At 66.9% G+C, this 12,376-nt stretch carries 17 protein-coding genes; 3 read left to right on the top strand and 14 right to left on the bottom strand.

The window, feature by feature from the left end; translation table 11 throughout:
- Nucleotide 1 precedes the first annotated feature (1 nt).
- The 12 genes from ACZK3W_RS05080 to ACZK3W_RS05135 form a co-directional block, all read right to left on the bottom strand.
- On the bottom strand, nt 2–271 hold the full coding sequence (locus tag ACZK3W_RS05080; RefSeq protein ID WP_005408385.1) for an HPr family phosphocarrier protein: 270 nt from the start codon (nt 269–271) through the stop codon (nt 2–4).
- Nucleotides 264–656, bottom strand: coding sequence for a PTS sugar transporter subunit IIA (locus tag ACZK3W_RS05085; RefSeq protein ID WP_014036239.1), 393 nt, complete (start codon nt 654–656; stop codon nt 264–266). The genes ACZK3W_RS05080 and ACZK3W_RS05085 overlap by 8 nt, the downstream gene beginning before the upstream one ends.
- Nucleotides 657–1,048: 392 nt before the next feature.
- Complete coding sequence (gene rapZ, locus ACZK3W_RS05090; protein ID WP_032130190.1) at nt 1,049–1,933, bottom strand: RNase adapter RapZ; 885 nt, start codon at nt 1,931–1,933, stop codon at nt 1,049–1,051.
- A gap of 27 nt (nt 1,934–1,960) precedes the next feature.
- Nucleotides 1,961–2,911: an HPr(Ser) kinase/phosphatase gene (hprK, locus tag ACZK3W_RS05095; RefSeq protein WP_005408388.1), complete on the bottom strand. Its 951-nt coding sequence runs from the start codon at nt 2,909–2,911 to the stop codon at nt 1,961–1,963.
- Nucleotides 2,908–3,360, bottom strand: a complete 453-nt coding sequence (locus tag ACZK3W_RS05100) for a PTS sugar transporter subunit IIA (protein WP_032130191.1) — start codon at nt 3,358–3,360, stop codon at nt 2,908–2,910. The genes hprK and ACZK3W_RS05100 overlap by 4 nt, the downstream gene beginning before the upstream one ends.
- Nucleotides 3,361–3,381: 21 nt before the next feature.
- On the bottom strand, nt 3,382–3,699 hold the full coding sequence (gene hpf / locus ACZK3W_RS05105; protein ID WP_004147311.1) for a ribosome hibernation-promoting factor, HPF/YfiA family: 318 nt from the start codon (nt 3,697–3,699) through the stop codon (nt 3,382–3,384).
- Between the two features lie 58 nt (nt 3,700–3,757).
- Entirely contained in the window at nt 3,758–5,191 is a 1,434-nt protein-coding gene (locus ACZK3W_RS05110) for an RNA polymerase factor sigma-54 (protein ID WP_478450537.1), read from the bottom strand.
- Nucleotides 5,192–5,230: 39 nt separating this feature from the next.
- On the bottom strand, nt 5,231–5,950 hold the full coding sequence (gene lptB, locus ACZK3W_RS05115) for an LPS export ABC transporter ATP-binding protein (RefSeq protein WP_032130193.1): 720 nt from the start codon (nt 5,948–5,950) through the stop codon (nt 5,231–5,233).
- Complete coding sequence (lptA, locus tag ACZK3W_RS05120; protein ID WP_121504002.1) at nt 5,950–6,501, bottom strand: lipopolysaccharide transport periplasmic protein LptA; 552 nt, start codon at nt 6,499–6,501, stop codon at nt 5,950–5,952. Before lptA ends, lptB begins: the two co-directional genes overlap by 1 nt.
- A gap of 104 nt (nt 6,502–6,605) precedes the next feature.
- The gene (lptC, locus tag ACZK3W_RS05125) at nt 6,606–7,181 is read right to left on the bottom strand and encodes an LPS export ABC transporter periplasmic protein LptC (protein ID WP_071228064.1); all 576 of its coding nucleotides are present in this window, start codon (nt 7,179–7,181) and stop codon (nt 6,606–6,608) included.
- Nucleotides 7,178–7,726 carry a KdsC family phosphatase gene (locus tag ACZK3W_RS05130; RefSeq protein WP_049398160.1) on the bottom strand — a complete coding sequence of 183 codons (549 nt, stop codon included), beginning with the start codon at nt 7,724–7,726 and terminating at the stop codon, nt 7,178–7,180. Before ACZK3W_RS05130 ends, lptC begins: the two co-directional genes overlap by 4 nt.
- A 66-nt stretch (nt 7,727–7,792) precedes the next feature.
- Nucleotides 7,793–8,794, bottom strand: coding sequence for a KpsF/GutQ family sugar-phosphate isomerase (locus ACZK3W_RS05135; protein ID WP_100437453.1), 1,002 nt, complete (start codon nt 8,792–8,794; stop codon nt 7,793–7,795).
- 54 nt (nt 8,795–8,848) lie between these two features.
- Between ACZK3W_RS05135 and ACZK3W_RS05140 the strand changes: the two genes are divergently transcribed.
- From ACZK3W_RS05140 to ACZK3W_RS05150, 3 genes are read left to right on the top strand one after another with little or no spacing between them, the layout of a single operon-like run.
- On the top strand, nt 8,849–9,079 hold the full coding sequence (locus ACZK3W_RS05140) for a BolA family protein (protein ID WP_005408396.1): 231 nt from the start codon (nt 8,849–8,851) through the stop codon (nt 9,077–9,079).
- Between the two features lie 21 nt (nt 9,080–9,100).
- Nucleotides 9,101–10,372 carry a UDP-N-acetylglucosamine 1-carboxyvinyltransferase gene (murA, locus tag ACZK3W_RS05145; protein WP_049462885.1) on the top strand — a complete coding sequence of 424 codons (1,272 nt, stop codon included), beginning with the start codon at nt 9,101–9,103 and terminating at the stop codon, nt 10,370–10,372.
- Nucleotides 10,369–10,698 carry a hypothetical protein gene (locus ACZK3W_RS05150; protein WP_032130368.1) on the top strand — a complete coding sequence of 110 codons (330 nt, stop codon included), beginning with the start codon at nt 10,369–10,371 and terminating at the stop codon, nt 10,696–10,698. The genes murA and ACZK3W_RS05150 overlap by 4 nt, the downstream gene beginning before the upstream one ends.
- Nucleotides 10,699–10,813: 115 nt before the next feature.
- Here the strand turns inward: ACZK3W_RS05150 and ACZK3W_RS05155 are convergent, their stop codons facing one another.
- Nucleotides 10,814–11,497, bottom strand: a complete 684-nt coding sequence (locus ACZK3W_RS05155) for a DUF3108 domain-containing protein (protein ID WP_010483632.1) — start codon at nt 11,495–11,497, stop codon at nt 10,814–10,816.
- Between the two features lie 2 nt (nt 11,498–11,499).
- Nucleotides 11,500–12,324 carry a DUF3108 domain-containing protein gene (locus ACZK3W_RS05160; RefSeq protein ID WP_180838128.1) on the bottom strand — a complete coding sequence of 275 codons (825 nt, stop codon included), beginning with the start codon at nt 12,322–12,324 and terminating at the stop codon, nt 11,500–11,502.
- Nucleotides 12,325–12,376: the final 52 nt, after the last annotated feature.

Genomic DNA, 12,376 nt, shown 5'->3' on the forward strand with positions numbered 1-12,376 from the left:
CTCAGCTGTCCTCGTCGAAGCGGCGTTCGAACAGGCCGACCACCGCTTCCATCGCGGCGGCTTCGTCCTCGCCGTTGATGCGCACCGTGACCGGGGTGCCCTGGCCGGCGGCCAGCAGCATCACGCCCATGATGCTCTTGGCGTTGATCTCACGGCCCTTGGCGGCCATGGTCACGTTGCAGCGGAACGGCGCCAGGGTCTGCACCAGCTTGGCGGTGGCCCGGGCGTGCAGGCCCAGGCGGTTGCTCACGGTGAGTTCTCGTTCAAGCATCGTCGACTATCGCTCCATTACGGGTACCCGCCGCGGCTGTGGCGGGCAGTTGATCCAGTCCCTGTTCCGGATAATTCATCACCCGCAGCAACATCGGCAGGCTCAGCGCCGACACCCGGCGAACCGGGGTCCCCAGCCGGGCCAGCTGCCCGGCAAGGTTGGCGGGGCTGGCGCCGTACAGGTCGGTCAGGATCAGCACGCCTTCACCACTGTCGACCCGCCGCAGAGCGGCCGAGGCGAGCGGGAGCAGGGCGTCCAGGTCTGCGTCGAACGGTACTTCGAAAGCTTCGGTTTTCAGCGGCAATTGCCGCAGGAGCCGGGTCGCCACGTCAAGCAGGGCGGTCCCGACCCCGGGATGTGTTACGAGGAGAATGCCACAGGTCATTACTGCACGTTAACAGGTCAAGGTGAATTGGCGATAGCAGCAGATGAGGGGCACTGTGTCCCGTATTCAGCGTTGCTCGGGTCGGAGCCCATTTCCGTTGGAAAAGGATCCGACCCCATCCGTTTTTCGGTACCTGACCGGGATTCATCCACGCATGGCGTGGATCTACCGTGTCGACGAAGGTCGACACCTACCAACAGCACACGGAATCTGTCAGAGGTGGGGCGGTGTGGGTCTGCAGGACCGTTGGCGCCATGGATGGCGCCATCGAGCCCCCATGGACGGGTTTACGGCGTGTCCTGCAGACCCACACCGCCCCGCCATCCCACGTAATCCCGCTCTTGCCGTTGACGTGGCCTCTGCGGGTGCCGGGCGCAGCCCGGCCGCACCCCTCAATCCTGTTCGCGGTGGTAGGTCGCCACGTCTTCCCAGCCCATCTCGCGGGCATGCCGGGCCAAGCGCTCGGCCAGGAACACCGAACGGTGCTTGCCGCCGGTGCAGCCGAAGGCCACGGTCACATAGCTGCGGGTGCCATCCCCCAGCTTCGGCAGCCAGGTATCGAGGAAATCCATCAGCTGGGTCAGGTAGCGCTGCACGTCCGGCTGCGCTTCCAGGTAGTCGCGCACGCCCGGTTCGCGGCCACTCAGCGCACGCAGATCCGGGTCCCAGTGTGGATTGGGCAGCACCCGCGCATCGAACACGAAGTCAGCCTCGGCCGGCACGCCGCGCTTGTAGGCGAACGATTCGAACAGCAGCGACAGGCCGGTGGCATGGTCCATCGTGAACTCGGTGATGATCCGCCGCCGCAGCTGATGCACGTTGAGATTGCTGGTATCGATCACCGCATCGGCCTCGCGGCGCAGCGGTGCGGTCAATTCACGCTCACGCGCGATCGCTTCTGGCAGCGACAGGCCCAGCTGGCTCAGTGGATGGCGGCGGCGGGTGTCGGCGTAGCGTTTGAGCACAGCCTCGTCGCTGGCCTCGAAGAACAGCACCTTCACTTCCACGCCGGCATCGGTGGCCAGCTGCCGCCAGTCGCCCAGCTGGCTCAGGTCGGCCTGGCCGCGCACGTCGATGCCTACGGCCAGGCGGCGTGGTGCGCTGCCGTCGTGGTTGGCCAGCAGGCTGCGCACGAAGTCGGGCAGCAGATTGATCGGCAGGTTGTCCGAGCAGTAGTAGTCCTGGTCCTCGAAGGTCTTCAGGGCGACGGATTTACCCGAGCCGGACAGGCCGCTGACGATGATCAGGGTCGGGGCGGAGGGGGTGACGGTGCTCATGGACAGGCTCTTCGAAGGACAGGGGAATCAGGGTGTTCGCCGTTCCAGCAGGTTGCTGTGGCGGGCGATGAACATGGCCGCCGGGTCGATGCCCTTGGTGCGCAGGATGTGCAGGCGGGTCGCGGCCTCGGTCAGCACGGCCAGGTTGCGGCCGGGCATCACCGGCAGGGTGATCAGCGGTACATCCAGGTCCAGCACATGGCGGGTGCCCGAGTCGCCGGTCAGGCGCTCGTAGCCATGCGGGGTGGGTTCGGTCATCGGCTTGGTCAGGTGGACGATCAGCCGAAGGTACTTGTTCTTCTTTACAGCCGTGTCGCCGAACATCTCGCGCACGTTCAGCACGCCCAGGCCGCGCACTTCCAGCAGGTCCTGCAGCAGTTCGGGGCAGGTGCCATCGAGCACGTCGGGCGCGATCTGGGTGAATTCGGGCGCATCATCGGCGACCAGGCGGTGGCCGCGGCTGAGCAGTTCCAGCGCCAGCTCGCTCTTGCCCGATCCGGCCTCACCGGTGATCAGCACGCCGATGGAGTAGATCTCCATGAACACGCCATGCAGGATCACCCGCGGCGCCAGCGTACGCGCCAGGTGGTAGGACAGATGGTTGAGCAGTTCGTGGCCGCGCTTGGGCGACAGCCACAGCGGCGTGCCGGATTCGTCAGCAGCGGCGCGCAGGTCTTCCGGGCAGGCCTGGTTGCGGGTCAGCACCAGCGCCAGCGGGTGCGACTGCATGATCTTTTCGATGGTCTCCCAGCGCTGGCGCGGTTCCAGCGCATCCAGCCAGGACAGTTCCTCGGTACCCAGGATCTGCACCTTGTTGGGGTAGATCGCATTGAGGTAGCCGGCCAGCGACGGACGCCGCGAGACCGTGTTGCCGGCCTCCAGCTCGCGCTTCTCGCCGGACTTGCCGGCAGCCCAGCGCAGCCCCAGCCGCTCGCGCTGCTGTTCGAACAGTTCACGGGCGGTGATGCTGGTATTCATGCGGCACTCGCAGGTGGGGTCATGTCCAGCGCCTCGCGCAGCGCCCGGGCATCGCCCGCTTCGCGCAGGGCCTGGCGGATGTCGGGCGCCGAAAACAGCTCGGCCAGCTCGGACAGCAGCATCAGGTGCTGGTGGGTGTAGTGGGCGGGGACGGCCATGGCGAACACCAGGTCCACCGGCTCGTCGCCACCGAAGTCGACCGGGGTGGCCAACCGCAGCAGGGCGCCGCGGGGGCGGTCCAGGGTTGGCGCGCGGCCGTGGGGAATGGCGATGCCGTGACCGATCGCGGTGCTGCCCAGCGCTTCGCGCTGGCACAGGTTCAGATAGATCTGTTCGGCGTTGGCCTGGCGGCAGGCCAGCAACCCGGCGGCGGCCTGCAGGACGCTGTCGCGGTCGGTGGCCGTGCAGAGCTGGGTCTGCACGGCCGCCAGGAGGTCAGTCAGGGGCATGTCTGCGGGGAACGGTGGCGATCAGCCACCATTGTCGCCCACCGGCAGCGGTGCGTGCTGCTGTTTTTTCTCCTTGTGCTTGATCACCAGACGGTCAAGCTTGTCCGCAAGCAGGTCGATCGCGGCATACATGGTCTGGGCATTGGCCTCGGCGTGCAGGGTCTGGCCGGGAATGTTGAGGCTGGCGTCGACGTGGTGTTCGGTCTTCTGCAGCTTGAGGGTCACCCGCGCTTCGCAGTGCTGGTCGAAGTGTTTGCCGATCCGGGCCAGCTTCTCCTCTACATAGGACTGCAGGGCCGGGGTGACTTCGACATCTTTGCCAAACGTTTCGATGCGCATCGGGTTTCTCCTGTGTTCGGATGTGCCAATGAACCTCTCCGCCGGGCGCGGCGGCGCGTCAAGCGATTCTGACCCTTTCGTGCGAGGCGGAAATGTTCATGGCTTCACGATACTTCGCCACGGTGCGTCGCGCTACTGGAATTCCCGACGATTTGAGCAGGTCAGCCAGCTTGGCGTCAGAAAGCGGCTTGCGCGGGTTCTCGTCGTCGATCAGGCGCCGGATCATCGCCTGGATGGCCGTGCTGGACGCCTCGCCACCGCCCTCGGTATCGATGCCCGAGGCGAAGAAGGCGCGCAGCGGCAGGGTGCCGCGCGGGGTACGCACGTGCTTGCGGGCGATCGCGCGCGAGACCGTGGATTCGTGCAGGCCGAGCTCGGTGGCGATCTCGCGCAGGGTCAGTGGACGCAGCGCCTGCTCGCCGAATTCGAGGAAGCCGGCCTGCTGCAGGATCAGGCTGCGTACCACCCGCAGCAGGGTTTCGCCACGCTGCTGCAGCCCTTTCAGCAGCCAGCGCGCTTCCTGCAGCTGGGCACGCAGGTAGCCGGCATCGGCGTCGCCACAACGTCGGATCAGCTGTTCGTAGCCGCGGTGGATCACCACCTTCGGCCCGGCATGCGCGGCCAGCGCTGCGCGCCATACGCCGTTCTGCCGCCACACCACCACATCCGGCACCACGTAGGTGTCCTGCGCCAGCGGTGCGATCTGCGTGCCCGGGCGCGGGTCCAGCGAGCGCAGCAGGGTGACTGCCGTCTCGACCTCGTCCAGGGGCTGTTTCAGTTCATGGGCCAGCCCGGCGACGCCGCTGCGCGGCAGCCGTTCCAGCGGGCCTGCGGCAATCTGTCGCGCCAGCACCAGGCCGGGCGTGTCACCGGCCAGCACATCCAGCTGCAGCAGCAGGCATTCGCCCAGCGTGCGTGCAGCCACACCGACCGGATCGAAACGCTGGATGCGATGCAGCACGGCGAGGATCTCGTCCTCGTCGGCGTGGATCGCCGGCAACAGGGTTTCGGCGATGGTGGCCAGCGGCTCGCGCAGGTAACCGTCGTCGTCCAGTGCATCGATCAGTGCGGCACCGATACTGCGATCACGCGAGGACAGATGCGACAGATGCAGCTGCCACAGCAGATGGTCGGCCAGTGTTTCGGTTTCGGCTACGCGCTCGGCGGCGCTGCCGGTATCGTCGTCATCGTCGAAGCTGCCGCCGTTGCCGGCCGCGCTCCAGTCCAGTTCGGCCGGTGCCCAGTCGTCACCGGCATCGGTACGTTCTGCGGGCGCATCACCGTCGTTGCCATCGTTGCCATCGCTGCCTTCGTTGCTGGCGCTGCTGCTGTCACTGCTGTCGGCCCAGTCCAGCAGCGGATTGCTTTCCACCGCCTGGGCGATCTCCAGCTCCAGCTCGGTGGTGGACATCTGCAGCAGCTTGATCGCCTGCTGCAACTGGGGCGTGAGCACCAGTTGCTGTCCCAACGATGTCTGCAGCCGAGTCTTCATGCCTGTGCCGAAAGGAAGGAGAGGAACCCGGCGACTGCTTCACAGCTTGAAGGAATCCCCGAGGTAGACGCGACGTACATCGGCGTTGTCCAGGATCGCTTCCGGCGAGCCCTGGGCCAGCACGCTGCCCTCAGCGAGAATATACGCGCGGTCGCAGATACCCAAGGTCTCGCGCACGTTGTGGTCGGTGATCAGCACGCCGATGCCACGCTGCTTGAGATGGGTGACGATGCGCTGGATCTCGCCGACGGAAATCGGGTCGACGCCGGCGAACGGTTCGTCGAGCAGGATCAGGCGCGGCTGCGCGGCCAAGGCACGGGCGATCTCGCAGCGGCGACGTTCGCCACCGGACAGGCTGGCGCCGAGCTGGTCGGCGACGTGGCCCAGCTGCAGTTCGTCGAGCAGGCTGTTCAATTCACGCTCGCGGCCAGCCGAATCCAGGTCTTCGCGCAGCTCCAGTACCAGGCGGAGGTTGTCGGCCACGGTCAGCTTGCGGAACACCGACGGCTCCTGCGGCAGGTAACCCACGCCCTGCTTGGCCCGGGTATACATCGGGTCGCCGGTGATGTCCTTGCCGTCGAGCACGATGCTGCCAGCATCGGCGGCAACCAGGCCGACGATCATGTAGAAGCAGGTGGTCTTGCCGGCGCCGTTGGGGCCGAGCAGGCCGACCACTTCACCGGCGTCGAGGGTCAGCCCGAAGTCCTTGACGACTTCGCGTTGCTTGTACTTCTTGCGCAGGCCCTTGGCGACGAGCATTACTTCCTGCTCCCGGCCGGCTGTGCCGGCGTGGTGGCCTTGGGCTGTGCCGCAGGTGCGGCCGGGGTCTTGTTCTTCGGCGGGATGACGGTGCGCACGCGGCTGCCGTCACCACCGGAGTTCATTTCGCCGGTGCGGGTGTTGTAGACCATGCGCTGGCCGGCATTGGTGCCGCGCGCGCTGGTGACCTTGTAGTTGCCGGTCAGGGTGATGATCTCGGTCTTGATGTCGTAGTCGATGCGATCGGCCAGCGCGTCCATCCAGGTGCCATCATCAAGCTGCTGCTTCATCTTGGCCTGCTTGCCGGTGAACACCACACGCACCGCTTCGCCGTCCTTGAGGTAGATCTCGGCCTCGGACGAGCGCAGGTCCAGCGTGCCCTGGGTGATGATCACGCCCTGCGACAGCACGGTCTTGCCGTCGCCGGTGAGCGTGCCCGACTGGGCGCCGGAATCGATGTGCATGTCTTCGTTGCGGTCGGTGGACTTGGCGAAGGCGGCGCTGGGGACAAGAAGACCAAGCGCGAGTACGGCGGCAAAGGGAATCTTCATCGGGGTCCGTTCTACCGGTGGGGGCCTCCCGGGTGGACCGGGGGCGGGCGGGTGGGGCTGCCGGCCTTGCGCCTGTCCGGAGACGTCGCAGGCTGGCGGCGGAATCAGCGTTTGGGCGTGTAGCGGCCCTTGGACTGGCTGAGGAAATGATACGTGTTGTTCTTCGAATCCACTTCGAAGCCGACGCCGGACTGTTCCATGCCCGGGCGGGTCATGGTCACCAGGGCGTCGGTGCGGGCGCGGTTTTCCTTCGGGAACACGTCCAGATGGTCGGTGCGGAAGGTGGTCGGCACCGTGCCCGGGCCGACCGGGCTGTCGCCGGCGACGTTGCCGCGCAGCTTCATCTCGTCGCCCTTGGCGCTGAGCCAGCCGGTTTCGGCACGCAGGGTCCAGTGCCTGCCATCCTTGTCCGGCATCTCGAACAACGGCGTGGCGATGTTGATGGTCTGGTCACCGCGCTGGCGTTCCAGCAACGGTGCGCGGAGAGTGGTCGATTCCTTGCCTTGCTCATCCAGGGCGACGATCTGGAAGTCGTGCAGGATGTAGTCCACGCCCACTTCCTGGCCGCCACTGGCTGGCCCCTTGTCGCGGTTGCGCAGCGCCGCCCAGCTGCTCAGCAGGGCGGCCAGCAGCAGGCCGATGCCGAGCAGGGTGCGCCAGTTCACGGTCGGCAGGTTCATGCGCCGAACCTCGCCAGCACCGCATCCACATGCCCCTGCGCGGCCAGCAGGATGTCGCACAGCTCGCGCGCGGCGCCACGCCCGCCATCGGCACGGGTCTGCCAGTGCACGCGCTCGGCGATCCACGGATGGGCGTTGGCCGGCGCCACCGCCAGGCCGACCGCGCCCAGCGGCGCCAGGTCCGGCAGGTCATCGCCCATGAAGGCCACCTGTTCCAGGCCGATGCCATGCTGCGCGCACAGCGCCTGCACGCTGGCCAGCTTGTCGCCCACGGCGATCTGGGTGTCGATGCCGAGGTCGGCGCCGCGCTTGAGCGCGGACTGGCTGTTGCGCGCGGTGATCAGCACGGGGTGGATGCCGTGCTGCTGCAGCAGTTTCAGGCCCAGGCCATCCTGCACGAAGTACGCCTTGCTCTCGTTGCCGTCCTTGTCGTAGTACAGCCGACCGTCGGTGAGGGTGCCGTCCACGTCGAAGCAGGCCAGGCGGATACGGGCCGCGGCGGCATGCAGGTGGGCAGGGAAGGCGGGCAAGGGGGACCAGGGCATCAGGGCGGCAGGCTCGGTGGGTTCGGGTGGGGCAGTACAGACTGAATGGGGTCTACGGACTGTCGGTTAAACCACCCGGGCCCGCAACAGGTCATGAATGTTCAGGGCGCCGACCGCACGCCCCTGGCCATCGACCACGATCAGGCCGGTGATCTTGTGGGTCTCCATCAGCCGGGCCGCCTCCACCGCCAGCTGGTCGGCGCCGATGGTGCGTGGGTTGCGCGTCATCACATCGGCGATCTTGGCGGTGCGCACGTCCAGCGCGCTGTCCAGCGCGCGGCGCAGGTCGCCGTCGGTGAACAGGCCGATCAGCACGCCGCCGGCATCGACCACGGCGGTCATGCCCAGCCGTTTGCGGCTCATCTCCATCAGCGCTTCACTGAGACTGGCGTCGGCGCCCACGCTGGGCAGGTCGTCGCCGGTGTGCATCACGTCGGTGATGTGCAGCAGCAGCCGGCGGCCGAGGCTGCCGGCCGGGTGTGAACGGGCGAAATCGTCGGCGGTGAAGCCGCGTGCGTCGAGCAGGGCCACGGCCAGCGCGTCGCCCATCGCCAGCGAGGCGGTGGTGCTGGAGGTCGGCGCCAGCGCCAGCGGGCAGGCCTCGGCCGGTACGCTCACGTCCAGGTGGATGTCGGCGGCGGTGGCCAGGCTGGACTGTGGGCGCCCGGTCATGGAAATCAGCACGTTGCCCTGGCGCTTGAGCACCGGCAGCAGCATCAGCACCTCGTCTGACTCGCCCGAATAGGACAGGGCCAGCACCACGTCGTCCTCGGTGATCATGCCCAGATCGCCGTGGCCGGCTTCACCCGGGTGCACGTAGAACGCCGGCGTACCGGTGGACGCCAGGGTGGCGGCGATCTTGCGGGCGATGTGCCCGGACTTGCCCATGCCGGTGGCGACCACCCGGCCGCGGCTGCCCAGGATCGCCTGGCAGGCCTGCTGGAACGCCTCGCCAAGGCGGTCGGCCACGGCGTCCAGCGCCTGCCGCTCGATCTCGAACACGCGGCGGCCGCTGGCGACCAGGCCGGCAGGGTCGACGGAACGGGGGGGCAACAGGGATTCGGCCATGCGGACGCCACGCAGCGGAAGTAGAATGGAGGCACATTTTATTAGGAAAGCCCGTTGGACGCCGACACCATCCGCAATCTGATCGAAACCGGCCTGCCCGGCGCCCGCGCCGACGTGCAGGGCGACGATGGCGTGCATTTCGAAGCGACCGTGGTCTGCGAGGCCTTCGCCGGCAAGATGCCGCTGGCCCGCCACCGCATGGTGTATGCCACGCTGGGCGACCTGATGGGCGGCGCGATCCACGCGCTGGCGCTGAAAACCGTGACCCCGGCCGAAGCCGGCTGAACCGCAGAAGATCCCGAATACATGGCCAAGATCGTTGTGACCGGCGGCGCTGCGCTGCACGGTGAAGTGAGCATCTCCGGCGCCAAGAACGCCGTCCTCCCCATTCTCTGCGCGACCCTGCTGGCCGATGCGCCGGTGGAGATCACCAACGTGCCGCACCTGCACGACGTGGTCACCACGGTGAAGCTGCTGGGCGAACTGGGCGCCAAGGTCACCATCGACCAGGGCACGCTGTCGCGCGGCAGTGCGATCGTGGTCGACCCGCGTTCGGTCAACCAGCACGTGGCACCGTACGAGCTGGTCAAGACCATGCGCGCCTCGATCCTGGTGCTGGGCCCGCTGCTGGCCCGCTTCGGCGCGGCCGAAGTATCGCTGCCGGGCGGCTGCGCGATCGGTTCGCGTCCGGTCGACCAGCACATCAAGGGCCTGCAGGCGCTGGGTGCCGAGATCGTGGTCGAGAACGGCTTCATCAAGGCCACCGCCAAGCGGCTGAAGGGGGGGCACTTCACCTTCGACATGGTCAGCGTCACCGGCACCGAGAACGTGCTGATGGGCGCGGTGCTGGCCGAAGGCACCACCATCCTCGACAACTGCGCGATGGAACCGGAAGTGACCGATCTGGCGCACTGCCTGATCGCGCTGGGCGCGAAAATCGAAGGCCTGGGCACTGCCCGCCTGGTGATCGAAGGCGTCGAGCGCCTGTCCGGTGGCCGCCACGAAGTGCTGCCCGACCGTATCGAGACCGGCACCTTCCTGGTGGCCGCAGCGATGACCGGTGGCAAGGTCACGGTCAACCGTGCGCGCCCGAACACCATGGACGCGGTGCTGTCCAAGCTGGTCGAAGCCGGTGCGAAGATCGAGACCACCGACGACAGCATCACCCTGGACATGCAGGGCAAGCGGCCGAAGGCGGTCAACCTGACCACCGCGCCGTACCCGGCATTCCCGACCGACATGCAGGCGCAGTTCATGGCGCTCAACTGCGTGGCCGACGGCGTGGGCGTGATCAACGAAACGATCTTCGAGAACCGTTTCATGCACGTCAACGAACTGCTGCGCCTGGGCGCGGACATCCAGGTCGAAGGGCATACCGCCATCGTGCGTGGCAACGAGCACCTGAGCGGCGCGCCGGTGATGGCCACCGACCTGCGCGCCTCGGCCTCGCTGATCCTGGCCGGCCTGATGGCCAGCGGCGATACCACCATCGACCGCATCTACCACCTTGATCGTGGCTACGAGAACATCGAAGAGAAGCTGTCTTCGCTCGGCGCCACCATCCGGCGCGTGCCATGATCCTGCGCGGCAAGTTCAGCCCGCGTCGCAAGGCGCTGCTGGCCCTGGTGCTGATCGTGCTGGCGTGGCTGGGCTATGCCTGGTACGCCAACATCGCCATCACCCAGGGCATCGAGCAGAAGGACATGGACTGGAACGGCGATGGCACGGTCTCGCGTGATGAAATCATCGAGTCGTTCTATGCGGTCGCAGTGAACGACAGCCAGGACGGCAACCGTCATTGCCGCACCTTCGTCTGGCGCAGCACCGGTGAGCAGATCCGCGTGGACTGCCGGACCGAGTTCAAGCCGGCCGAGGAACAGAAACCGGCTGAAGCGAAGAAATAAGAAAACGCCCGCGAAAGCGGGCGTTTTCTTTGGGGTACACCCATCCACGCATGGCGTCGATCTACTTCAGGTTTCCAGTAGATCCACGCCATGCGTGGATGATGTGGATCTCCCGTCAGTTCATCGCCTTGATGGTCAGGTCCAGCGCATCGCGGCCGCTCTCACGCTGCAGCATGCGCGCCGGCACCGGGAATTCCGGCACGATCCAGGCGATCAGCTCCTTGTTGCCGTCGGCGCGCGAGACCTTGGTGGCCTCGTAGCTCTTGCCGCCCACGGTGATCGATTCCTTGCCGATCACACGGTACGTCATGTTCTTGATGCGGCCTTCGTCGACCATGCGATAGGTCAGCGGCTTGCCCGCCGCCAGGTCACGGGCGATCGCCAGGTTGATCAGCAGCGCGTCCATGTCACCGGCTTTCAGCGCAATCGGGCCAGCGCGATCCGGCTTGATGTCACCGGTCCAGGTGGCCTGGTTGCTGGTCCAGTTGTAGTTGGCCTGCACGTTGCGCTTCTTCACCAGCAGCGCCGAACGGTCCTGGCTGCTGAGCGGGCGCAGCTGGCCACGCACTTCCTCGAACACCGTGCTCTGGCTGAGGTCGGCCAGCTGGTTCTTCACCTGCAGGCTGTAGCGCCACTTGTTGCTGCCTTCGCTGGCCAGGGTCATGGTGCCGTTGGCCTGCATGCCCATGTAGCTGGCCAGGTAATCGGCCTTGAACGGTTCCAGCGCCATGGCCGGCAGGCTGGCCACGGTCAGGGCAGCGGCTGCGATCCAGGTGAGGGGGCGGGTCAGGGTATTCATGCTCAGACTCCTTGGTATTCGATCAGGCGCAGATCGACGCGGTCTTCGCCGTCTTCGCGTTGCAGGATGCGCACCGGGGTGGGGACACCGTTGGCGATCCAGAGAATGGTTTCGTTTCTGCCACCGTTGGTCCGGTAGACCCGCAGTGCGTTGTAGGACAGGTCGCCGACCTCGACGTTCTCGGTCTGCGGCGCGGCCTGGTAGTCGTGTTCGCGGACCTTGCCCATGTCCACGTAGCGGTAATGCATGGAGGCGCCTGGACGCGCATCGCGCATGATCGCCAGGTTGATCAGCAGCGCGCTCTGGTCGCCTGCCTGCAGCGGGATCGGCTGCGCGCGTTCCTTCTTGACGTCACCGGTCCATTGCGCGGTGCCGGCCTGCCAGTTGTAGGTGCCGACCGCCTTCTTGCCCAGGAACAGGCCCTTGCGCACCGTGCTCTGGCTGAGCGGCGCATACACGCCGCTGCGCTCCTCGAACACCGTGCTCTGTTCGATGTTCAGGCCCAGCACGCTGGCAAAGCCGCGGCGGCCGACCACCTGCATGTCCACCCGCCACTGGCTGCCGCCGGTGTGGGTGACCTGCATGCTGGCATCGCCCGCTTCCTTGCCCTTGTAGAAGGCCTGGTAGGTGGCGCTGAACGGTTGCAGCGGCGGTGGCTCCCAGGCCAGTGCCGGTGGCATCGGTACGGCCGGCGCATCGGCTGGCGGCTGCGCTGCGGGCACCGGTGCCGGCGGGGGGGCGGGCCCCTGTGCCTGGCCCCAGCCCACGCCGGGGAACACGGCAAGCGACAACAGCAATGGAGTGGACAGCAGGGTCGTGGTCTTCATGGAGGACAGGGACCGCAGGAGGGGGCAGGATGCCAGCCCCGCAGTCAGCGGG

Source organism: Stenotrophomonas sp. 80084_Sma, assembly GCF_056481995.1.

Excerpts from the sequence above, each read along its gene's own strand:
- murA (WP_049462885.1), top strand. The coding sequence starts at position 9,101 with ATGGCCAAGATCGTTGTGACCGGCGGCGCTGCGCTGCACGGTGAAGTG.
- ACZK3W_RS05130 (WP_049398160.1), bottom strand. The coding sequence starts at position 7,726 with ATGCCCTGGTCCCCCTTGCCCGCCTTCCCTGCCCACCTGCATGCCGCC.
- lptC (WP_071228064.1), bottom strand. The coding sequence starts at position 7,181 with ATGAACCTGCCGACCGTGAACTGGCGCACCCTGCTCGGCATCGGCCTG.
- lptA (WP_121504002.1), bottom strand. The coding sequence starts at position 6,501 with ATGAAGATTCCCTTTGCCGCCGTACTCGCGCTTGGTCTTCTTGTCCCC.
- ACZK3W_RS05080 (WP_005408385.1), bottom strand. The coding sequence starts at position 271 with ATGCTTGAACGAGAACTCACCGTGAGCAACCGCCTGGGCCTGCACGCC.
- ACZK3W_RS05100 (WP_032130191.1), bottom strand. The coding sequence starts at position 3,360 with ATGCCCCTGACTGACCTCCTGGCGGCCGTGCAGACCCAGCTCTGCACG.
- rapZ (WP_032130190.1), bottom strand. The coding sequence starts at position 1,933 with ATGAGCACCGTCACCCCCTCCGCCCCGACCCTGATCATCGTCAGCGGC.
- hprK (WP_005408388.1), bottom strand. The coding sequence starts at position 2,911 with ATGAATACCAGCATCACCGCCCGTGAACTGTTCGAACAGCAGCGCGAG.
- ACZK3W_RS05110 (WP_478450537.1), bottom strand. The coding sequence starts at position 5,191 with ATGAAGACTCGGCTGCAGACATCGTTGGGACAGCAACTGGTGCTCACG.
- lptB (WP_032130193.1), bottom strand. The coding sequence starts at position 5,950 with ATGCTCGTCGCCAAGGGCCTGCGCAAGAAGTACAAGCAACGCGAAGTC.
- hpf (WP_004147311.1), bottom strand. The coding sequence starts at position 3,699 with ATGCGCATCGAAACGTTTGGCAAAGATGTCGAAGTCACCCCGGCCCTG.
- ACZK3W_RS05135 (WP_100437453.1), bottom strand. The coding sequence starts at position 8,794 with ATGGCCGAATCCCTGTTGCCCCCCCGTTCCGTCGACCCTGCCGGCCTG.
- ACZK3W_RS05085 (WP_014036239.1), bottom strand. The coding sequence starts at position 656 with ATGACCTGTGGCATTCTCCTCGTAACACATCCCGGGGTCGGGACCGCC.
- ACZK3W_RS05155 (WP_010483632.1), bottom strand. The coding sequence starts at position 11,497 with ATGAATACCCTGACCCGCCCCCTCACCTGGATCGCAGCCGCTGCCCTG.
- ACZK3W_RS05150 (WP_032130368.1), top strand. The coding sequence starts at position 10,369 with ATGATCCTGCGCGGCAAGTTCAGCCCGCGTCGCAAGGCGCTGCTGGCC.
- ACZK3W_RS05160 (WP_180838128.1), bottom strand. The coding sequence starts at position 12,324 with ATGAAGACCACGACCCTGCTGTCCACTCCATTGCTGTTGTCGCTTGCC.